The sequence below is a fragment of the Streptomyces sp. NPDC127117 genome (assembly GCF_042677325.1).
GTDB lineage: Bacteria > Actinomycetota > Actinomycetes > Streptomycetales > Streptomycetaceae > Streptomyces.
This window is the reverse complement of the sequence record NZ_JBHXTM010000046.1, coordinates 1-18,947: the sequence shown is the minus strand read 5'-3', so window position 1 is coordinate 18,947 and position 18,947 is coordinate 1. Positions and strand designations below refer to the sequence as shown.

The following is an 18,947-nucleotide window of genomic DNA, read 5'->3' as shown; positions in this document are numbered from 1 at the left end:
GCGGGGACGCCCCGATGCACGGGGTGCAACGCCCGCCCGTGCCGTCGGCCGGGCGAGCCGTCCCCCGATCGGCTCGTCGCGGCACGAACGGCACGAACGGTGCGAATTGACGGAACGACACGACACGGCACGTTCCGTTTCCGCCTGGGTATTGTTCGACCTCTGGCGACAGGCTGTCAACAAGGGCCGGTTCGAACGCGCTTATGCTCACCGAATGATCACATCGCCGAGTTCACTGCGCCGCAGCGAGAGATCACGGAGAGCGACCCTGGAGGCCGCTCTCGCACTGTGCACGGAGAAGGGGTACGGCCGGGTCACCATCGAGGCCATCGCGGCCAGAGCGGGCGTCAGCAAGAAGACGATCTACCGCTGGTGGCCGTCGAAGAGCGCGGTGATCCTGGAGGCGTTCACCGACGCGCTGGTCGGCACGACGCCGTTCGTCGACACCGGTGACATCGCCGCCGATCTGCGGGCCAATCTGAGCGGTGCGGTGAAGCTCATCTCCACGCCGCCGTTCGGCCCCGCGTACGCCGGGATCCTCTCCGAGATGCACCACGACGACGCACTCGCCCGGACCGTCCGGTCGAAGCTGGTCGACCCCCGCTTCGACGAGGCGGTCGCCCGCCTGCGCCGGGCCCAGGAACAGGGGCAGATCCCGCCGGACGCGAATCTCCCGCTGGCCGTGGAGATGCTGTACGGCCCGATGTACTACCGCCATGTCCTGCGCAAGCCGATCCAGGACGAGGAGGAGATCGCGGCCCTGGTCGCGCATGTGCTGCGGGCGATCGGGGTGCCGCCGGAGCCGTGAGGCCGGGGCGGCTGTCAGAGGGGCGTGCGAGCATGCGGCACATGGGAAATCTGTACGACTACTTCAGCGCACCGGACGACCCCGCGGCCCTGGCGGCCTTCGGCCGGGGCGTCGAGGAGGCCGGTCTCCCGCTGCTCCCGGTCAAGGGGATCGACCCGTACGTGCAGTTGGGCCAGGCCGAGAGCATGCTCACGGGCACGCCGTACGACGACGTCACCCCGCTCCCGCGCTTCAACCGGCTGCTCAGCCCGCCCGAGGACGAATCCCGCTGGCTGGTCACGCTCACGGACGAACTGCGCGACGCGCTCGTGGCCGCGAGACCCGGCGGGTTCGCCGAGGTGGCCGAAACCTGGTCGCGCATCGAGGAGTTCGGAGGCGACTGCCCGCCCGGCGAGCTGGCCGACTTCCTCGCGAGACTGGCGGACCTGGCCGAGGAGGCGCGGGCCCGCCCCGAGCCGCACCGGCTCTACTGCCTGATGTCGCTCTGAACGGCCTGCTGCCGTGCGGAGCGGCCCGATCCGGCCCCGAACACCCGCTCAAGCACCGCCGCGACCCCGTCGTCCTCGTTCGACGCGGTCACCTCGTCCGCCGCCGCCCGTAGTTCCGGGTGGGCGTTGGCCATGGCCACGCCGTACCCGGCGGTGCGGAACATCGGCAGGTCATTGGGCATGTCCCCGAAGGCGATCGCGGTGTCCGCGGCCACCCCGAGGTACTCGGCGGCCAGCGCGAGACCGGTCCCCTTGTCGACGCCGTACGGCTGGAGTTCGACCGTGCCGGGGCCGGAGAGCGTGACGGTGGCGAGATCGCCGACGGCCCCGCGGGCCGCCTCGGCCAGCGCGTCATCGGTCAGCTCCGGGTGCCGGATGAGCACCTTGACGACGGGCTCGGACCACAACTCGTGGCGGTGCCGGGTCCGTTGGGCGGGCAACGTCGGATGGGGCATCGCATAGCCCGGCTCGATCAGGGTCCGGCCCGCGGCCCCGTCCTGGTCCACGGCCGCGAAGACCCGCCCCACCTGGGCCTCGATCTTGCCGAGCGCGGTGTCGGCCGCCTCCCGGTCCAGGGTGAGCGCCCGCACCAGCCGCCCGGCCCCGGCGTCGTACAGCTGGGTTCCCTGCCCGCACACCGCCGGCCCCCGGTAGCCCAGTCCGGCGAGCAGTCCGCGTATCCCGGGGACGGGCCGCCCGGTGACCACGAGATGCCGGGCCCCGGCGCGGGCGGCCAGGGCGAGCGCGGCGCGGGTGCGGGCGCTCACGGTGTCGTCGCGGCGCAGCAGGGTGCCGTCCAGGTCGGTGGCGACGAGGGCATATGCGGGTGGGATGGGCATGGCACAAGACTAAGAGCGTCCGGAGCACGGACGGGCGCGCGTTGACAGGCCCCCGCCGGGGTGCGTGTAATGAACCCGGTGTCGCGTGACGCCGGCCAAAGAGCAGTGGGCCGGCCGGTGCTCGGGCGAACACCCTTCACCGAGGGGCCCGTCATGAGTTCATACTCCGCGCCCTGCAACTGACGCACACGTCCGACGCGGCGGCGACCGTCCGTCGCACTCTTCCGTTCCGCATGCCCCGGCACCGTGCACCGTCATGGGCCCGCGCATCGCGCTCACTCGTTCCCACGGAGACACAGAACGCATGCCCACACCTTTCGATGAATCCGTCATCGAGGAGTTCCGCGCCAACGGCGGGAAGGTCGGCGGCCCCTTCGAGGGCGGCGACCTCCTCCTCCTGACCACCACCGGCGCGAGGTCGGGGAAGGAGACCACCACACCCCTCGGCCACGTACGCCACGGCGATGCGCTGGTGGTCATCGGCTCCAACCTCGGCGCCCCGCACCACCCCGCCTGGTACCACAACCTGCTCGCCCACCCCGTGGTCCGGGTGGAACTCGGCACTCGTACGTTCCAGGCCCTCGCGGTCCCCGCGCAGGGGGCTCGGCGCGAGGAGCTGTTCGCGCACGCCGTGAGAGCGGCGCCCGGTTACGCCGACTACCAGGCCCGTACCACCCGGCTCCTCCCGGTCGTGGTGCTGGAGCGCGCCGAGCCCGAGGGCTGGGAGCCGCCCCGCGACGTCACCACCCTCGCGGACAAGGTGATGGAGGTCCACACCTGGCTGCGGGGCCAGTTGCGCCAGGTGAAGGCGGAGGTGGACGCCCACTTCGCCGCACCGGCCGCCCACCGGGGCCCCGGCGCCCCGCCTCCTTTGGGCCTCGGGCTCCAGATCAGGCAGCGCTGCCTGGCGTTCTGCCAGTCGCTGGAGTTCCATCACACCGGCGAGGACGACCACCTGTTCCCCGGCATCGCCCGCCACCACCCGCACCTGACGGACACCTTCGCCCGGCTCGCCGAAGAACACCGCACGGTCGCCCGCGTCCAGGGCGAGCTGGTGGCCCTGCTGGCGGACATCGGCATCACCGACCCCGAGCGCTTCCACACCGAGCTGGACAGGATGTCCACGGAGCTGAACGCACACCTCGACTACGAGGAGGAACAGATCCTGCCCCTGCTGGCCGGTGTCCCGTGGCCACCGGCCGCGCCCCCGGCCCGACCGCTCGACCCGACCTGACCCGACCGACCGAAAGGCTGTGCCGTGCAAGCGAAAGTGAAAGTGAAGGACTTCGACCACCTGGTGCTCAACGTGCAGGACGTCGAACGCTCCCTGGAGTTCTACTGCGGGCCCCTCGGCCTGGAGCCGATCAAGGTGGACGAGTGGCGGGCGGGGAAGTTCCCGTTCCCGTCGGTGCGGGTCAGCCCGAGCATGATCATCGACCTGCTGGGCCGGCCGCGCCACGAGTCGAACGTCGACCACATCTGCCTGGTCGTCGAGCCGCTGGACTGGCAGGAGGTCATCGACGCGGGCACCTTCACGGTGCTGGAGGGCCCGGTCTCCCGCTCCGGCGCCCGGGGCGAGGCGCAGTCGGTGTACGTCCGTGACCCGGACGGCAACACCGTCGAACTGCGCTGGTACCCGCAGGACGCGGTGGGGGACTGACCGGCCGGGCGGAGGGCGGGAACGGCGGGCCCGAGCCCTCCGCACTACTTGCCGAGGGCGTGCACGAGTGCCTGGTCGAGCAGCTCCCGCAGAGCCGAGGAGGACGGGGCGACAGCGGTGGCGAACAGTGCCGGGCCGCCTGCCAGAGGTGCGAGAACCGCACAGCCGTCCTTGATCCCTTCGCGGAGCAGGACGGGGGCACGTCCGACATCCAGCTCCGGGTCCACGACGAGGAGTTGGCCGACGGCGCGGTGTCCGTCCAGGACCGAGGGGCCGTCCCACCCGGGCGCCGGGTCTCCGTAGGCGGTGTGCTGGTCGAGCAGCAGGCGGCCGGCGCGGTGGACCCGGATGCGGCTGACGAGGTGGCCCGGCTCCTCGTCGGCTCTGCCCAGGATCTGCTCCTCGCGCAACAGCAGTCGCGAGGTCGCGGCAAGGCTGACGGTGCAGGACTGGCGCAGATTGCTGCCGGCGGCGCTGATCAGCTGCTGTGGCAGCCAGCGCAGACAGGCGTGCTCCCCGGCGGTCAGCCGTACGTCGTAGGTGGCCGGCGCGGTGGTGGGACCGCGGAGGGCGAGCGTGGCGGCGGCCGTGGTGACCTCCAGTTCGGCTCGGTCCTCGGCAGTGATGTCGAGGGCGAGCCGGTCGCCGCCGAGCGGGGCGCTCATCGCACCGATGATCCCCACCGTGGCGGCCCGTCCGCCGGTGCGGATGCGGCGCAGATGGAACGGGCCGTCACTGCGCAGCTGCGGGAGCGTGGTGACGCGTCCGTTGTACGTGGCACGGATGCGGGCAGTGGCATGCACACCGTCCGGATATCCACAGGATGTGGCGGTGGCGGTGGCGGTGGCGGGGACGGGGACGGCGGGATCGAGCGGGGGAGCGGGCTCGGCGAGTCGGGAGCCGGAGCTCATGCCGCCGCCTTCGCGCGCCACCGGGCGAGGTGCCCGGTGATCCAGTCGGCGATCTCGCGGATGCCGTCGTCGGAGGTGAGGCTGGTGAAGACGACGGGAAGGGCGCCGCGTTGCCGTTCGGCGTCGGCGGCCATGGTGGCGAGGTCGGCACCGACATGCGGAGCGAGGTCGGTCTTGTTGACGACGAGAAGATCGGCGGTGGTGATGCCGGGTCCTCCCTTGCGGGGGATGTCGTCGCCGCTGGAGACGTCGATGACGAAGATCTGCACGTCGATGAGGCCCTTGGAGAAGGTGGCTGTGAGGTTGTCGCCACCGGACTCGACGAGCACGAGATCGAGGGGGTCGAGGGTCTCGTCGAAATGCTCGACGGCCTCCAGGTTGGCGGAGATGTCGTCCCGGATCGCGGTGTGCGGGCAGGCTCCGGTCTCCACCGCCGTGATCCGTTCGGGCGGCAGCACGGCCTCGCGCAGCAGGAACTCGGCGTCCTCACGGGTGTAGATGTCGTTGGTGACGACGGCGAGGGAGAGTCTGTCGCGCAGCGTGCGGCAGAGCGCGGCGACGCAGGCGGTCTTGCCGGAACCGACGGGACCGCCCAGGCCGACGCGGAAGGCGCGGCGGCTGCCGTCCGCGCGCAGCGGCTCGGCGCTGTAGGTGTGGCGGTGGGGCATGGTCACGGGATGATCGAGGTGCATGGGATCTCCAGGGGCAGGGGTGGGATCAAGAGGCGAAGAGCCGCACGGTCCAGGCGGCGTGCTGTTCCGCGGTGATGTCCAGCAGCGGAGAGGACGCCGACGGCAGGGCGTCAAGACCTTCGGTCTCCACGCGGGCCGCCGCGCCGGCGGCGTTCGCAGCGACGGCGTCGGCCTCCGCGCTCAGGCATGCCAGCAGCCACGAGGCGGCGAGCGGATCGAGGCCGAGCAGGCGCACCGCTGCGGTGGCCGGACCGCCGACGGCCTCGTACGCTGCGGCGCAGGCGGCGTCCCGAGGGGTGAGTCCGGCGGCCCGGGCGGCGATGCCCTGGACAATGGGCTGATGGGCGCCCCGGGGCCGCTCGGCGGCCAGGCGGTCGAGTTCGGCGGACGGGAAGGTGGCGCGTGCCGCGCGCATCATCTGCCGCCCGAGCTTGCGGGCCACGGCGCGCAGCGCGGGAACGGGGGTCCGTGCGTCGGCGGCGTCGTCCAGCATCAGGGGGTCGCATCCGGCGGCGGCCGCGGCAGCCAGGCCGGCCGTGGTCAGACCGGTGGTGTGCAGGCGCCCGCGGCAGAAGGCTTCGAGGCTGTGGATGTCATGTACGGCGTTGTGGGCGACCGCGGCTTCGACGCCGCCGGAGTGGGCGTACCCGCCGGCGGGGAAGCGTCCGTCGGCCAGCAGGAGCAGTGCGGCACGGCTCATGGGCGATCCGGCTGCCTTTCGCGGGGTCGGATGGTCCGGTGGTCCCGGCAGGCGCGAGTGCCTGCCCGGACCACCGCTGCGGTGGTGGCTTCACCGGCCGGAGGGAGGCCGGTCAGAAGAGGAAGTACCGCTGAGCCATGGGGACTTCAGTGACGTAGGACCGCGGCACGGTCGCTCCGTTGAGTTCCGTGCGGGCGTCCCCTGTGGTCGCACCGCCGATGGTGACCTCGAAGCTGTTGTGGTCGACATGGAGGCTCTCCGGCACCGTGTCGTTCAGCTTCATGTCGGCCTTGGTGACGTCCCGGATGTTCGTCGAGATGTCCATGAACTTCTTGCCGAGGCCGAGTCCACCGGTCGCCACCCCGGTGGCGTTGCCTTCGCTGTCCTGGACGGTGACGACTCGCGGGTTCAGCGCGTCGGCCACGCCCGGCGCCACGAAGTTGTACGAGTTGCTCAGGGGGGAACGGCCGGTGGAGCCCCAGACCGCTCGCGGCAGGAAGGGCTGCGGTGTCGTGATCGATGCGTTGGCGTCGCCCACCTGCGCGTAGGCGAGCTGCCCGCCCTTGAGGACCATGTGCATCTTGACGCCGAAGAACTTCGGCTCCCAGAGCACCAGGTCGGCGAGTTTCCCGGTCTCCACGGAACCGACGTGACCGTCGATGCCGTGAGTGATCGCGGGGTTGATCGTGTACTTGGCGACGTAGCGGCGCGCCCGGTAGTTGTCGTTCGGGATCAGCCTCTGCGCGTTGTGGGAGTGGTCGGCGTCGTCAGCGATCGGGCGGACCTTCGCGTTGGCGAGGTCCTCCTTCAGAGGGCCGTATCGGGATTTCATGACGTGTGCGGTCTGCCAGGTGCGCATGATCATCTCGCCGATGCGTCCCATCGCCTGGGCGTCGGAGGACATCATCGAGATGGCGCCCATGTCGTGGAGGAGGTCCTCCGCGGCCATGGTGGACGGCCGGATGCGGGAGTCGGCGAAGGCCATGTCCGCTGGAATGTCCGGATTGAGGTGGTGGCAGACCACCATCATGTCGACGTGCTCCTTGACGGTGTTCACCGTCAGGGGGCGGGTCGGGTTGGTCGAAGCGGGCAGCACGTTCTTCTCTTTGACCAGTTCGATCATGTCCGGGGCGTGGCCGCCGCCCGCGCCCTCGACGTGGAAGATGTGGACGGAACGCTTCCTGCCGTCTCTCGTGAAGGCGTCGCGGGTGCTGTCCAGGAAGCCGGATTCGTTCAGTGAGTCGGCATGCAGGGCCAGTTGGACCTGACGGCTCTCGCACACGTCCAGCGCCGCGTCGATCACGGCGGGCGTGGCTCCCCAGTCCTCGTGGACCTTGAACCCGATGACGCCTGCGTCGACCTGTTCGTTCAGGGCATCGGTGTTCACCGTGCTGCCCTTGCCGAGCAGGCCGATGTTGACCGGGTACGCGTCCAGGCTTTCGAAGGCCCGGGTGATGTGCCACGCGCCCGGGGTCACGGTGGTGGCCGTGCTGCCCTCGGCGGGGCCGGTGCCGCCGCCGATGAGAGTGGTCACGCCCGAGGCGAGGGCCTCGTGGATCTGCTCCGGGCAGATGAAGTGGACATGGGTGTCCACACCCCCAGCGGTGAGGATCCGCCCGTTGCCGGAGATGACCTCGGTGCTCGGCCCGACCACGAAGTTCGTCGGCCGCACCGTCTCCGGCAGCTTGTCACCCGGGGGCGTACGGTCCGGCATCTCGAACTCGTCATCCGGGATCGGGTCCATCGTCTCGGGGTTGTACGCCTTGCCGATCGCGGCGATCGCACCGTCGCGGAGCCCGACGTCGGCCTTGACGACACCCCACCAGTCGAGGATCAGCGCACCGGTGACGACCGTGTCCACAGGCGTGCGGCCTTCGGTGTCCCCGTCTCTGGGGATGTGGGACATCCCCATCGATTCCCGGATCACTTTGCCGCCACCGAAGATCATCTCGTTACCGCTGTGCTCAGGACCGCCGCTCCAGTCCGCCTCGATCTCGACGGTCAGGGCGGTGTCGGCCAGGCGGACGCGGTCCTTGGCGGTGGGCCCGTACAGAGCGGCGTAATCGGCTCGCTTGAGCAGGTTGCCCGGCTGGGTGGATCTGTTGTCGCTCACCGGTGCGCCACCTCACGCGCTCCCTTGACCTGCCGATCCCCCTGGATCTCCACCAGTTCGACGCAGCACTCGTCGCCGGGCTCGAAGCGCACGGACGTACCCGCGGCGATGTTCAGCCGGCGCATCCGCGCCGCCTCGCAGTCCCTGAGTTCCTGGGGCGACTCCAGTTCCGGACCGGCGGGGACCTCGACCTTGAGGACCTTCAGCCCCGGGTTGACGTCGGCGAAGTGATAGTGGGAACCGACCTGGACGGGGCGGTCCGACATGTTCCTCACCCTGATCCTCGTCCTGCCCCCACCCGGCAGCGTGGTGGCGTCCTCCTGCAGGTCCGCGTTGAAGGCGATCGCCTTGTACCAGGACTCCGCGTCCCGGCACTTGTCACAGCACGACGGCGAATCGTTGCCACTGCCGCCGTCGCAGTCGACCGGGCAGCCCGGCTTGCGGGGCGGCCGGGGGTGCTCGACCTTGCCGGGGTGGACCTCGGGCTCCTCGGATGCTTCCGGGAAGGGATCGTGGATGGTGACCAGCTTCGTGCCGTCCGGAAAAGTGGCCTCCACCTGAACGTTCTTGATCATCTCCGGAACGCCGTCCATCACTTCGTCCCGGCTCAGTAACTGCCGGCCCGAGTCCATGACGTCACTGACTGTCCGGCCGGCCCGTGCCTGCTCGAAGACGTGCACCGTCAGCAGGGCCATCACCTCGGGGTAGTTGAGGAGCAGCCCGCTACTACGGCGCCGCTGCGCCACGTCAGCCGCCACATGGATCAGCAGGCGCTCCTGCTCATGCGGAGTCAAATGCACGATGAGCCATTTCTCTTGAACGGGCAGGGTCGGCGGTTGGGCCTGCGGAAGGACACGGAGCACGTCCTCGGGCGGCGCCCGTCGCTCACCGATCATGAGCGGCGGAGTTCATCGAGCAGGACATGTCACGGATCGCGTACACGATCGGGTGAAGTCGACTCGGGCGGTTCGCGGTCTCCGGCCTTCGGGCCGTATACGCCGAGGCTGCCGAAGCGTTCGGCCGGTGCGCCGCCCACGCGTACCTCAGGAGCGGTGCCCCGCTCCTCCTCGTCGTCCCGGACGAGGACTGCATGTACACGCTGTCCGTACGCCCCGAGCCAAGGGCGGAACGGGACATTCCGAAGTAACTTTCCGTATCGGATTCAGTTCAGTCCGTGACTGGCTGTTTCAGGTCGCAGCGTCATCGAAGACGTCTATCCGGAGCAAACGCCAGGGGCCACCGGAACGCCGCCGACCACGTCGCATCGGCGATCCTGAACGCCATCAACCCGCGCTGATCCGCACTGTCCGGACCGCCTCCGGTCCAGAACCCGGGGCGGTTCAGGGGTTGGGGGGTTCCGGCCTTCGCAGGTCCGGAGGGGCCGGTCTCCTGTTTTGGCGCCCGGGGTGAGGAGCAGTCCGTGTACGTCCCGGGCCCGGGTGGCAATGCCGTAGAGATGCGCCGGTATCCGCAGGACGTGGTGGGGAGGCGGCCGGCCGGGCGCGCACCGCGCCGGGCCGCCCGCCGCGAACGCGGGAGCGGCCGGGTTCACTTGCGGCGCAGCGCGGCGCGCACGTCCTCGCCGTCCGGGCTCTCGGTCTCGGCGAGGTTGACCGCCTGATCGACGAGCCACGCGCCCCGTTCGCCGGGAACGAGCCGCAGCACGGTGTTGATGCTCATGCCGCGTGCCGCCGTACCCGGCTCGACGGTCACCCGCACGCCGATGCCCGCCGGGTGCGGACCGAAGGTCTCGATCTCGACCGCCTCACCGGTGCTCACCTGTGCGTCGGAGTGGTTCCGGAGCCGGGGCGTACCGGTGATCTCCACGCACTCGGCGATGGTGTCCGCGCCCCGACTCCGGCGCAGACGTTCGGTCCGGGCCTCGTCGGCGGCCTTCCAGTCCTGATCCACCGAAGCCTGCTGATAGGCCCGAGCCGCCTCGATCGCAGCGGCTGCGGACTCCTTGTCTCCACCGCTTCCGGTGCCGTCGGCACTGTCGCAACCGGCCAGTGACAGGGTCACCGCCATCACGAGCACCCCAGTGGCGCGTCCCGCCCAAGGGGCCACGTCCTGTCCCCTCACCCCTGGCCGGCCCTTCACCCGGTGCCGTTCGGAGGATTGCAGCACAGGGCCGCCGCCCGGCCGCCCGCGCGCCCGTCGGTGTCACTGCACGCAGAACTCGTTGCCTTCCGGGTCGGTGAGCACCACCCACGTGCCGCCCTGCTCCGCCACCTCACGGAGCACCGTCGCGCCCAGCCCGACCAGGCGCTCCACCTCGGCCTCGCGGCGCTCCGGGCCCGCGTGCACGTCCAGGTGGAGTCGGTTCTTCGTCGTCTTGGCCTCCGGCACGCGCTGGAACAGGAGCCGGCGCCCCAGACCCGCCCCGCTCTCCTTGTCGTAGGGGTCGTCGGGGTGCCGGACCCCCGCGAGGTCGCGCCAGGCGCGGCGGTCGTGGGCGATGAGGGTGATGTCCTCGGGCACCGCGCCGAAGCCGAGCAGCCGCTCGATCAGGACGCTGTGGTCCTCGACGAGGTAGCCGAGGGCCCCACCCCAGAAGGTGGCCTGGGCGTGCGGGTCGGTCGAGTCGATGACGACTTTCCAGTCCAGAGTCATGGAAACCGTTCATAGTGGTTACATGAGCGAGTCGTCAACGGGCGTGCCGGGGCTGGTCCTTCGTACGCGGGAGGGCCGCCCCTACCGCTTCGATCCCGGGGCCCTGTGCCTGGAGCTGCTGCCCACCGGCGGGTACGCGCGGTACGCGGCGTACGAGGTGCTGCACACCCCCGGGGATCTGGTGCGCTGGGCGGGGGAGAGCCGGCTGCCGGGCGGTCTGTCGCCGGTGGTGAGCGCGGAAGAGCTGGCGCTGGCACACGAGTTGCGCGCCGCGCTGTGGAATCTGGCCGGCGACCGGGCGCACGGCCGTGCCCTCGCCCGGTCCGATCTCGCCGTGGTGAACGCCGTGGCGGCCGAGCCGCCGCTCGTCCCCCGTATCGACCCCGGCAGCGGATCTCTCGCCATGGCCCCGGACGCCACCGGAACGGCTCTGCTCTCGACGGTCGCCCGTGACGCGGTGGAGCTCTTCACCGGCCCGTACGCCGACCGCGTCCGCGAATGCGGCTCCGACAGCTGCAAGTTGCTCTTCGTCGACACCTCGCGGCCGGGCAGGCGGCGCTGGTGCGCGATGGAGCGCTGCGGAAACCTCCACAAGGTACGGGCGCACCGCGCCCGGCTTGCCGCCGGCCCGGAGTCCGCGCGGCGCCCGCAGCCGTAGGGGCATCCCGCCGTCAGGCCGTACCGGCCAGGCGGCCGAGGTAGTCCCCGATCGCGCCGCTCTCCGCCGCCGGGGCGATCAGGGCCACGTGGTTGTCGGGGCGGATCAGGACGAGGAGGGCGGTGGCGGGGGCGACCCCGTACGCCGTGCGGGCGTGGCCCGCGTCGTCGGTCAGGTCGTGGGGAGCGCCGGCGTCCACGCCGTACGCGCGCACCGTGTCGCCGTACGCCGCTTCCGTCGCCCGCAGGGCCTCGGCCGTGTCCGGGCCGAAGCCCAGGAGGGTGAAGTGCGGGCCCGCGAACGCCTCGAACAGGCGGGTCGGCTCGCCCGTCGCGGCATTGCGGCAGGGGGCGTCGGGGGCGCGGTCGCCCGCCCGCAGGCGAGGGGTGGAGCCGGAGGCGGAAAGGGAACTCCAGGGGTGGCCGAGGCCCAGGCCCGTCGTGTCGGCGGACATCGCCGAGTCCAGGCCGCCGCCCGGCCGCCGGATCGCGTCCAGGGTCTCCCGCAGCCGCTCGGCGGTGATGTCCAGGGTCCAGGAGGCCACGGGCAGCCGCTCCTCCTCGTAGGTGTCCAGCAGGCCGGGGTCCGAGCGGCCGTCGACGACCCGGGCGAGCTTCCAGCCCAGGTTGTACGCGTCCTGGATGCCGGTGTTCATGCCCAGCCCGCCCGCGATGGAGTGCACATGCGCGGCGTCCCCGGCCAGGAACACGCGGCCCAGCCGGTAGCGGTCGGCCATGCGCTCGTTGACCCGGTACGTCGACAGCAGCGTGGCCCGCGTCAGCAGTTCGGCCGGCAGCCGGGTGTGCTTGGCGAACAGCCGCCGGAAACTCTCCAGCGAGGGCGGTACGGGGGCTCCCGCCGCGTCCCGTTCGGGCCCGGCCTGGAACCACCAGCCCGAGGGCGTACCCGGGATCGGGCACAGCATCACGGCGCCGTCCTCGTCGAACCACTGGTGCCAGATGCCGCGGTCGAGGCCGTCCGCCTCCACGTCCCCGCAGACCATCGTCTGCTCCTCGGCGGTCTTCCCCTCGAACGGGACGCCGAGCATCTTCCGTACCGGGCTGTGGCCCCCGTCGCAGCCCACCACGTACCGCGCCTCGATACTCCGGCCGTCGGTGAGCGCGACGGTCACGGAGTCGGGGCCCTCCGACAGGGCGACCGCCTCTGAGCCGAGTTCCACCCGCACGCCGTACTCCGCGAGACGGTCCCGCAGGATCTCCTCCAGCTGCCACTGGGCGATCAGCCGGCCATGGGCGTACGGGGTGTCCGGCGTCGGGCGCGAGGAACGGGACGGGTCGGCGTCGGCGACCGGCACCCCGTTCCGGTACTTGCGCATCGGCAGCGGTCCCGATCCGGTGGCCAGCACCCGGTCGACGACGCCCAGGTCCTCCAGCACCTCCAGGGAGCGGGGATTGGGGCCCTTCGCCCGCGAGCTGCGCGGGAAACCGGCGGACTTGTCGATGATGCGTACGCCGATGGAGCGGCGCGCCAGATCGCAGGCGAGCGTCAGACCGGTCGGACCCGAACCGACGATCAGTACGGGCGTGATGGCGGGCGGGGTCGCGGACATGCGGGCTCCTCGGTCGCGGTTCCGTGGACTCCCAGGAAAACGCAACTGAGTCAAGAAAGCAACTGGGTAACTAAATCTGTGCGTGCGGGGTGGGTTCGTCGGCCGGCGGATTCGGGCGCGATGCCTGCCGCTGTGCCGCCTGACGGGCTTCGCGCACCTGGATGCTCGACCGCCGAGCCGTCCGGAACGCGTCCCAGGTGAGCAGCGTGAGCGCCAGCCAGACCAGGGCGAAACCTGCCCACCGCTCCGGCGGCATCGCCTCGTGGAAGTAGACGATGCCGAGGGCGAACTGGAAGACCGGCGCCAGGTACTGCAACAGTCCCAGGGTGGAGAGCGGCACCCGGATCGCCGCCGCGCCGAACAGTACGAGCGGGACGGCCGTGACGAGGCCCGTCGAGGCGAGCAGCGCCGCGTGGCCGGCGCCACCGGAGACGAACGTCGACTCGCCCCGGGCGCCCAGCCACAGCAGATAGCCGAGCGCGGGCAGGAACTGCACCGCGGTCTCGGCGGTGAGCGACTCCAGGCCGCTCATGTTGACCTTCTTCTTCATCAGCCCGTACGTCGCGAAGGAGAACGCCAGGACCAGAGAGATCCACGGCGGCCGTCCGTAACCGATCGCCAGCACCAGCACCGCCGCGAAGCCGGTGCCGACCGCCACCCACTGCACGGGGCGCAGCCGCTCACCCAGGAGCAGGACGCCCATGGCGATGGTGACCAGCGGGTTGATGAAGTAGCCGAGCGACGCCTCGACGACATGGCCGTTGTTCACGGACCAGATGTACAGACCCCAGTTGACGGTGATCGTGGCCGCGGCCACCGAGATCAGGCCGAGCTTCCTCGGCTGCCGGATCAGCTCACCGATCCAGGACCAGCGGCGCAGCGCCAGCAGCGCGATGGCGACGACCGCGAGGGACCAGGCCATGCGGTGGGCGAGGATCTCGATCGCGCCGGCGGGCTTCAGCAGCGGCCAGAAAAGCGGGACGAGTCCCCACAATCCGTATGCGCCGATGCCGGACAGGAGTCCCGCCCGCTGTTCGTCGATCCCCTTCACGGGCCCTCCAGGCATGTCTGTGTCAACTGCACGAAGGTAGCTCCGGGAAGGGCCCCGTGTCATGCCCGTATCGCAATACGGTCATGACACGGGGCCCCTGGGGCGGGAGGAGGCGGTGTTACGCCGCTGCCACCGCGGCGGCCACCGTCTCGGCGAGCGGCGTCGTCGGGCGGCCGATCAGCCGGGCCAGATCACCGCTCGTGGTGGCGAGCAGGCCGCGCTCGATCGCCCCGTCGACGTCGACGAGGATCGCCGCGAAGCCCTCGGGCAGGCCGGCGCCGACCAGGATCTCCTGGTGCACTGCGGCCGGGACGTTCTTGTACTCGATCTCCTTGCCGGTGGTGGCGGCGACCGTGGCCGCGTACTCGGTGAACGACCAGGCGACATCGCCGCTCAGCTCGTAGACCGCGCCGATGTGGCCCTCGCCGGTCAGCACGGCGGCGGCCGCGGCGGCGTAGTCGGCCCGGGTGGCGGAGGCGACCCGGCCGTCGCCCGCGTTGGCGACGACGGCGCCGTGCTCCAGGACCGGGGCGAGGTTCGCCGTGTAGTTCTCGGTGTACCAGCCGTTGCGCAGGAAGGTGTGGGGCAGCCCGGAGTCGAGGATCAGCTGCTCGGTGACCTTGTGCTCGGCGGCCAGCTGGAAGTCGGCGTCGGGGCCGCCCAGTACGCCGGTGTACGCGAGCTGGGCGACGCCGGCCGCCTTCGCCGCGTCGATGACCGCGGTGTGCTGCGGCACGCGCCGGCCGACCTCGCTCCCGGAGATGAGCAGGACCCGGTCGCCGGCCCGGAAGGCGTCCTTGAGGGACTCCGGCCGGTCGTAGTCCGCGACGCGCAGCTCGATGCCGCGGGCGGCGAGCGGGGCGGCCTTCGCCTCGTCGCGCACGACGGCGGCGATCCCGCTCGCGGGCACGGTGGCCAGCAGCTCCTCGATGACGAGGCGGCCGAGTTCTCCGGTGGCTCCGGTGACGACGATGCTCATGGGGTTTCTCCTCCTGGGCGGAACTTGTGGCACTTGTGGCAGTTGTCCGTGTTCGGGCTCGTACGACTCACTGTAGGAGGTGCACTAACCAATCGAAAGTACCCACTTTGAAGTAAGGTACTGGCATGAACGTGAGTGCCCCGGGCCCACAGCCCGATGTGAACCGGCGGCCCGACGCGAATCGACGGCCCGACGTGAACCGGCCGATGTGCCCGTCCCGGCTGGTGCTGGAGCACGTCACCAGCCGCTGGGGCGTCCTGGTCCTGGCCGCTCTGCTGGACCGCTCGTACCGCTTCAGCGAACTGCGCCGCGAGGTGGGCGGCGTCAGCGAGAAGATGCTGGCCCAGACCCTGCGAACGCTGGAGCGCGACGGCTTCGTGCACCGGGACGCCAAGCCGGTGATCCCGCCGAGGGTCGACTACTCGCTCACCGAACTGGGCCGGGAGGCCGGCGAACAGGTGTGGGCGCTGGCCCGCTGGACCGAGCGGCGCCTGGAGGCGGTGCACACGGCGCGCGAGACGTACGACGCCCGGGAGGCGCACGCCTCGTAGGACCCGCGCGGTCAGTCCGGCTGAGGCGCGCGCCCCTCCTCCAGCGCGCGCAGCGCACGCGACACGTCGAACGGCAGGATCGTCACCGCCACGTGCGGCAACTGCCCCAGCGCCTTCGCCATCTGCTCGCCCGTACCCCGGTGCAGCAGCTTGCCGAGCACATTGGTGTACATCCGCCGCGGCACCAGCACCGTCAGCGAGGTCCTGCCGTCCTCGGTGGTGCGGGCGGCCAGCTCCTTCATCGCGTGGCGCAGCCGCCGGTCCGGGCATTCCACCAGCTCCAGAGAGACGGACGTGGCGGCCGTCGCCTCCCACCGGGCGGCCAGCCGCCTGCCGTACGCCTCGTCGATCGCGAAGTGCACGGCCCGGATCTCGTCCGGACGCAGCTCGTGCGCGTACCGCAGCGCCTTGATCGTCGCCAGGTCCAGCGTCTCGACGAGGACGAAGACCAGATGGCGCAGGTCCCGGGGCCGGTCGGCTCCCGGCGCCTGGAGGCTCTGCAGTGCCGCCGCCTCGCGCCGGTACTCGCGGTTGATCCGGATCAGCGCCCACACCCCGAGCGGGAAGACCACCACGACCAGCCAGGCGCCCTCGGTGAACTTGGTGATCGCGAAGATCAGCACGACGGCGGCCGAGATGACCGCGGCGAGCGCGTTGACCACGATCTTCACCCGGCGGTACGGCTCGCGGCGCCGCAGGTGGTACGCGGTGAGACCGGCCCCGGCCATGGTGAAGGCGGTGAACACGCCGATCGCGTACAGCGCCACCAGCCTGTCCACACTGGCCCCGGTGACCAGCAGCAGCGCCAGCGAGACGACGGTCAGCGCGATGATGCCGTTGGAGAACGCCAGCCGGTGCCCGCGCCGGGTCAGCAGCCGCGGCAGGAACCGGTCCTCGGCGACGAAGCTGGCGAGGAACGGGAACCCGGTGAACGGCGTGTTGGCGCCGGTGTAGAGGACCAGCGCGGTCGCCAGCTGGACGAAGACCAGCCCGGCCGTCCCGAGCAGCCCGCCGCCGAAGGCCAGATGGGCCTCCTGCGCGATGACCGTCGGGGTGCCGTCGACGTAGGGGACGGCATGGGTGAAGTGCGCCAGCGTGGAGACGCCGAGCACCAGTACGCCGAGCACACAGCTCATCGTGATCAGGGTGCGGCGGGCGTTGCGGCCCTGAGGTTCGCGGAACGCGGAGATGCCGTTGGAGATCGCTTCGAGCCCGGTGAGGGACGAGCCGCCGTTGGCGAACGAGCGCAGCACGATGAAGAGCGAGGCGCCGTACAGCCAGCCGTTGCCCGGGGTGCCGAGCGGTACGACCCCGGCGGCGTGCAGGTCGGCGTGCGGCAGCTCGCCGGTGAGCCCGCGCACCGCGGCGACGAGGAGGACGAGACCGACGGCGGCCATGAAGAGGTAGGCGGGCAGCGCGAAGGCCCGGCCCGCCTCGCGGATCCCGCGCAGATTCCCGTACGCGAGCAGCATGATGACCCCGACGGAGACCGGGATCTGGAGGTGGTCGAGGCCGGTGAAGTCGCCGCCGACCAGATGGGCGAGCGAGATCAGTGCGTTGGTGCCCGCCGAGACCTGGACGGCGACGGTGACGATGTAGTCGACGAGCAGCGCCACGGCGGCGATCTGCGCGACATCCGGACCGAAGTTCTCCCGCGCGACGACATAGGAGCCGCCCGCCCGGGTGTAGATCATGACGACATCGCTGTAACAGAGCGTCAGAAGCAGCAGCACCAGCAGGATCGCGCCCGTCACCGGCATCAGCAGGGTGAAGGCGGCGGCCCCGACGACGGGCACGAGGACCCGGAGCATCTCCTCGGAGCCGTACGCGGACGAGCTGATGCAGTCGGAGGCGAGCACCCCGAGCGCCGTCCGGTTGTTCAGCTTTTCCTCGCTGATGCGCTCGGTGGTGAGCGGCTTGCCGAGCAGACGCCGTTTGATGCGGTACGCGGGACGGTCCAGGGTCATGGCCACATCGTGCGCGGTGGCCACCCGCCGGCCCGGTACGCAAGCGCCGGACGGGCCGAAATTCAGCCCGTCCGGCGCTTGTGCGATCCGGCCCGATCCGTCGGACAGGCTCTAGCCGGTGACGGTCCAGGTGTCGTTGCCGGCGAGGAGTGCGGCGAGGTCGCCCTTGCCGTGTTGTTCGACGGCGGTGTCGAGTTGTTCGGCCATGAGGGTGTCGTAGACGGGGCGGTCGATGTCGCGCAGTACGCCGATGGGGGTCTGGTGGAGGGTGTCGGGGTCGGCGAGGCGGGAGAGGGCGAAGGCGGTGGTGGGTGAGGGGTTGTGGGCGTCGTGGACGAGGATGTGGGGCCGGTTTTCGTCGGTGACGGTCACGACCTGGAGGTCGCCGGTGTGCGGGTCGCGGACGACGCCCTTGGTGTTGTCCGTGCCGAAGAGGACGGGCTGTCCGTGTTCGAGGCGGATGACCGCGTCCTGGGCGCGTTCCTTGTCCTTGAGGGCTTCGAACGCGCCGTCGTTGAAGATGTTGCAGTTCTGGTAGATCTCCACGAGTGCGGTGCCGGGGTGGTCGGCGGCGGCGCGCAGCACGCCGGTGAGGTGTTTGCGGTCGGAGTCGATGGTGCGGGCGACGAAGGAGGCTTCGGCTCCGATGGCGAGGGAGACGGGGTTGAAGGGGGCGTCGAGGGAGCCCATCGGGGTGGATTTGGTGATTTTGCCGAGTTCGGAGGTGGGGGAGTACTGGCCTTTGGTGAGGCCGTAGATCCGGTTGTTGAAGAGGAGGATCTTGAGGTTGACGTTGCGGCGCAGGGCGTGGATGAGGTGGTTGCCGCCGATGGAGAGGGCGTCGCCGTCGCCGGTGACGACCCAGACGGACAGGTCGCGGCGGGAGGAGGCGAGTCCGGTGGCGATGGCCGGGGCGCGGCCGTGGATGGAGTGCATCCCGTAGGTGTTCATGTAGTAGGGGAAGCGGGAGGAGCAGCCGATGCCGGAGATGAAGACGATGTTTTCCTTCGCGAGGCCGAGTTGGGGCATGAAGCCCTGGACGGCGGCGAGGACGGCGTAGTCGCCGCAGCCGGGGCACCAGCGGACTTCCTGGTCGGACTTGAAGTCCTTCATGGACTGGGTGGCCTCGGCCTTGGGCACCAGGTGGAGGAGTTCGTTGGTGTCAGGCATCGATGGCCTCCTTGAGTGCCGTTGCGAGCTGTTCGGCTTTGAACGGCATGCCGTTGACCTGGTTGTAGCTGTGTGCGTCGACGAGGTATCTGGCCCGGATGAGGGTGGCGAGCTGGCCGAGGTTCATCTCGGGGACGATGATTTTGTCGTAGTGGCGGAGGATGTCGCCGAGGTTTT

The 18,947-nt window shown here is 70.7% G+C and carries 20 protein-coding genes and 1 pseudogene; 6 read left to right on the top strand and 15 right to left on the bottom strand.

The features are described 5' to 3' along the window. The first annotated feature begins 214 nt into the window (after positions 1 to 214). Positions 215 to 808 (top strand): TetR/AcrR family transcriptional regulator, encoded by a 594-nt coding sequence (locus tag ACFVH0_RS30925; RefSeq protein WP_385825564.1) that lies wholly within the window; start codon positions 215 to 217, stop codon positions 806 to 808. A gap of 41 nt (positions 809 to 849) precedes the next feature. After that, complete coding sequence (locus tag ACFVH0_RS30920) at positions 850 to 1,296, top strand: hypothetical protein (protein WP_385825562.1); 447 nt, start codon at positions 850 to 852, stop codon at positions 1,294 to 1,296. Here the strand turns inward: ACFVH0_RS30920 and ACFVH0_RS30915 are convergent. Continuing rightward, the gene (locus tag ACFVH0_RS30915; protein WP_385825560.1) at positions 1,275 to 2,135 is read right to left on the bottom strand and encodes an HAD family hydrolase; all 861 of its coding nucleotides are present in this window, start codon (positions 2,133 to 2,135) and stop codon (positions 1,275 to 1,277) included. The two genes, ACFVH0_RS30920 and ACFVH0_RS30915, sit on opposite strands and share 22 nt — an antisense overlap. 304 nt (positions 2,136 to 2,439) lie before the next feature. Between ACFVH0_RS30915 and ACFVH0_RS30910 the strand changes: the two genes are divergently transcribed. Both ACFVH0_RS30910 and ACFVH0_RS30905 read left to right on the top strand, forming a co-directional pair. After that, positions 2,440 to 3,369, top strand: a complete 930-nt coding sequence (locus ACFVH0_RS30910; RefSeq protein WP_385825559.1) for a nitroreductase/quinone reductase family protein — start codon at positions 2,440 to 2,442, stop codon at positions 3,367 to 3,369. A gap of 36 nt (positions 3,370 to 3,405) precedes the next feature. Continuing rightward, entirely contained in the window at positions 3,406 to 3,795 is a 390-nt protein-coding gene (locus tag ACFVH0_RS30905; protein ID WP_385825631.1) for a VOC family protein, read from the top strand. Positions 3,796 to 3,839: 44 nt separating this feature from the next. Here ACFVH0_RS30905 and ACFVH0_RS30900 read toward each other — a convergent pair whose 3' ends face one another. From ACFVH0_RS30900 to ACFVH0_RS30865, 8 genes and pseudogenes are all read right to left on the bottom strand, one after another. After that, entirely contained in the window at positions 3,840 to 4,706 is an 867-nt protein-coding gene (locus ACFVH0_RS30900) for an urease accessory protein UreD (RefSeq protein WP_385825557.1), read from the bottom strand. Beyond that, complete coding sequence (gene ureG / locus ACFVH0_RS30895; protein ID WP_385825555.1) at positions 4,703 to 5,398, bottom strand: urease accessory protein UreG; 696 nt, start codon at positions 5,396 to 5,398, stop codon at positions 4,703 to 4,705. The genes ACFVH0_RS30900 and ureG overlap by 4 nt, the downstream gene beginning before the upstream one ends. Before the next feature lie 25 nt (positions 5,399 to 5,423). After that, positions 5,424 to 6,098: an urease accessory protein UreF gene (locus tag ACFVH0_RS30890; RefSeq protein WP_385825553.1), complete on the bottom strand. Its 675-nt coding sequence runs from the start codon at positions 6,096 to 6,098 to the stop codon at positions 5,424 to 5,426. Between the two features lie 112 nt (positions 6,099 to 6,210). Further along, positions 6,211 to 8,211: an urease subunit alpha gene (locus ACFVH0_RS30885; protein ID WP_385825551.1), complete on the bottom strand. Its 2,001-nt coding sequence runs from the start codon at positions 8,209 to 8,211 to the stop codon at positions 6,211 to 6,213. Continuing rightward, entirely contained in the window at positions 8,208 to 8,477 is a 270-nt protein-coding gene (locus ACFVH0_RS30880; RefSeq protein WP_385825629.1) for an urease subunit beta, read from the bottom strand. The genes ACFVH0_RS30885 and ACFVH0_RS30880 overlap by 4 nt, the downstream gene beginning before the upstream one ends. Positions 8,478 to 8,717: 240 nt before the next feature. Then, positions 8,718 to 9,011: pseudogene (locus ACFVH0_RS30875) on the bottom strand (urease subunit gamma); the annotation flags it as partial. 748 nt (positions 9,012 to 9,759) lie between these two features. Further along, complete coding sequence (locus tag ACFVH0_RS30870) at positions 9,760 to 10,239, bottom strand: hypothetical protein (protein WP_385825549.1); 480 nt, start codon at positions 10,237 to 10,239, stop codon at positions 9,760 to 9,762. Positions 10,240 to 10,374: 135 nt separating this feature from the next. After that, entirely contained in the window at positions 10,375 to 10,824 is a 450-nt protein-coding gene (locus tag ACFVH0_RS30865; protein WP_385825547.1) for a VOC family protein, read from the bottom strand. Between the two features lie 22 nt (positions 10,825 to 10,846). On the opposite strand from ACFVH0_RS30865, the gene ACFVH0_RS30860 reads away from it, so the two are divergent. Then, on the top strand, positions 10,847 to 11,482 hold the full coding sequence (locus ACFVH0_RS30860) for a CGNR zinc finger domain-containing protein (protein ID WP_385825545.1): 636 nt from the start codon (positions 10,847 to 10,849) through the stop codon (positions 11,480 to 11,482). Between the two features lie 13 nt (positions 11,483 to 11,495). Here the strand turns inward: ACFVH0_RS30860 and ACFVH0_RS30855 are convergent, their stop codons facing one another. From ACFVH0_RS30855 to ACFVH0_RS30845, 3 genes are all read right to left on the bottom strand, one after another. Next, positions 11,496 to 13,052, bottom strand: coding sequence for an FAD-dependent monooxygenase (locus tag ACFVH0_RS30855; protein WP_385825543.1), 1,557 nt, complete (start codon positions 13,050 to 13,052; stop codon positions 11,496 to 11,498). Positions 13,053 to 13,122: 70 nt separating this feature from the next. Then, positions 13,123 to 14,103 carry an EamA family transporter RarD gene (rarD, locus tag ACFVH0_RS30850; RefSeq protein WP_385825541.1) on the bottom strand — a complete coding sequence of 327 codons (981 nt, stop codon included), beginning with the start codon at positions 14,101 to 14,103 and terminating at the stop codon, positions 13,123 to 13,125. Between the two features lie 118 nt (positions 14,104 to 14,221). Next, positions 14,222 to 15,082, bottom strand: coding sequence for an SDR family oxidoreductase (locus tag ACFVH0_RS30845; protein ID WP_385825539.1), 861 nt, complete (start codon positions 15,080 to 15,082; stop codon positions 14,222 to 14,224). A gap of 206 nt (positions 15,083 to 15,288) precedes the next feature. On the opposite strand from ACFVH0_RS30845, the gene ACFVH0_RS30840 reads away from it, so the two are divergent. Beyond that, positions 15,289 to 15,633, top strand: coding sequence for a winged helix-turn-helix transcriptional regulator (locus ACFVH0_RS30840; protein WP_385825627.1), 345 nt, complete (start codon positions 15,289 to 15,291; stop codon positions 15,631 to 15,633). Between the two features lie 11 nt (positions 15,634 to 15,644). On the opposite strand, the gene ACFVH0_RS30835 is transcribed toward ACFVH0_RS30840, so the two are convergent. From ACFVH0_RS30835 to ACFVH0_RS30825, 3 genes are all read right to left on the bottom strand, one after another. After that, positions 15,645 to 17,600: an APC family permease gene (locus ACFVH0_RS30835; RefSeq protein ID WP_385825537.1), complete on the bottom strand. Its 1,956-nt coding sequence runs from the start codon at positions 17,598 to 17,600 to the stop codon at positions 15,645 to 15,647. Between the two features lie 111 nt (positions 17,601 to 17,711). Further along, on the bottom strand, positions 17,712 to 18,770 hold the full coding sequence (locus ACFVH0_RS30830) for a 2-oxoacid:ferredoxin oxidoreductase subunit beta (RefSeq protein WP_385825535.1): 1,059 nt from the start codon (positions 18,768 to 18,770) through the stop codon (positions 17,712 to 17,714). Further along, on the bottom strand, positions 18,763 to 18,947 hold a 185-nt coding region (locus tag ACFVH0_RS30825; RefSeq protein WP_385825534.1), incomplete at its 5' end, for a hypothetical protein. The genes ACFVH0_RS30825 and ACFVH0_RS30830, both read right to left, overlap by 8 nt.

Bases quoted from the DNA above. Each gene is read 5' to 3' on its own strand.
- ACFVH0_RS30890 (WP_385825553.1), bottom strand. From the start codon at position 6,098: ATGAGCCGTGCCGCACTGCTCCTGCTGGCCGACGGACGCTTCCCCGCC.
- ACFVH0_RS30860 (WP_385825545.1), top strand. From the start codon at position 10,847: ATGAGCGAGTCGTCAACGGGCGTGCCGGGGCTGGTCCTTCGTACGCGG.
- ureG (WP_385825555.1), bottom strand. From the start codon at position 5,398: ATGCACCTCGATCATCCCGTGACCATGCCCCACCGCCACACCTACAGC.
- ACFVH0_RS30835 (WP_385825537.1), bottom strand. From the start codon at position 17,600: ATGACCCTGGACCGTCCCGCGTACCGCATCAAACGGCGTCTGCTCGGC.
- ACFVH0_RS30870 (WP_385825549.1), bottom strand. From the start codon at position 10,239: ATGGCGGTGACCCTGTCACTGGCCGGTTGCGACAGTGCCGACGGCACC.
- ACFVH0_RS30880 (WP_385825629.1), bottom strand. From the start codon at position 8,477: ATGTCGGACCGCCCCGTCCAGGTCGGTTCCCACTATCACTTCGCCGAC.
- ACFVH0_RS30830 (WP_385825535.1), bottom strand. From the start codon at position 18,770: ATGCCTGACACCAACGAACTCCTCCACCTGGTGCCCAAGGCCGAGGCC.
- ACFVH0_RS30840 (WP_385825627.1), top strand. From the start codon at position 15,289: ATGTGCCCGTCCCGGCTGGTGCTGGAGCACGTCACCAGCCGCTGGGGC.
- ACFVH0_RS30915 (WP_385825560.1), bottom strand. From the start codon at position 2,135: ATGCCCATCCCACCCGCATATGCCCTCGTCGCCACCGACCTGGACGGC.
- ACFVH0_RS30920 (WP_385825562.1), top strand. From the start codon at position 850: ATGGGAAATCTGTACGACTACTTCAGCGCACCGGACGACCCCGCGGCC.
- ACFVH0_RS30845 (WP_385825539.1), bottom strand. From the start codon at position 15,082: ATGAGCATCGTCGTCACCGGAGCCACCGGAGAACTCGGCCGCCTCGTC.
- ACFVH0_RS30910 (WP_385825559.1), top strand. From the start codon at position 2,440: ATGCCCACACCTTTCGATGAATCCGTCATCGAGGAGTTCCGCGCCAAC.
- ACFVH0_RS30855 (WP_385825543.1), bottom strand. From the start codon at position 13,052: ATGTCCGCGACCCCGCCCGCCATCACGCCCGTACTGATCGTCGGTTCG.
- ACFVH0_RS30865 (WP_385825547.1), bottom strand. From the start codon at position 10,824: ATGACTCTGGACTGGAAAGTCGTCATCGACTCGACCGACCCGCACGCC.
- ACFVH0_RS30900 (WP_385825557.1), bottom strand. From the start codon at position 4,706: ATGAGCTCCGGCTCCCGACTCGCCGAGCCCGCTCCCCCGCTCGATCCC.
- ACFVH0_RS30925 (WP_385825564.1), top strand. From the start codon at position 215: ATGATCACATCGCCGAGTTCACTGCGCCGCAGCGAGAGATCACGGAGA.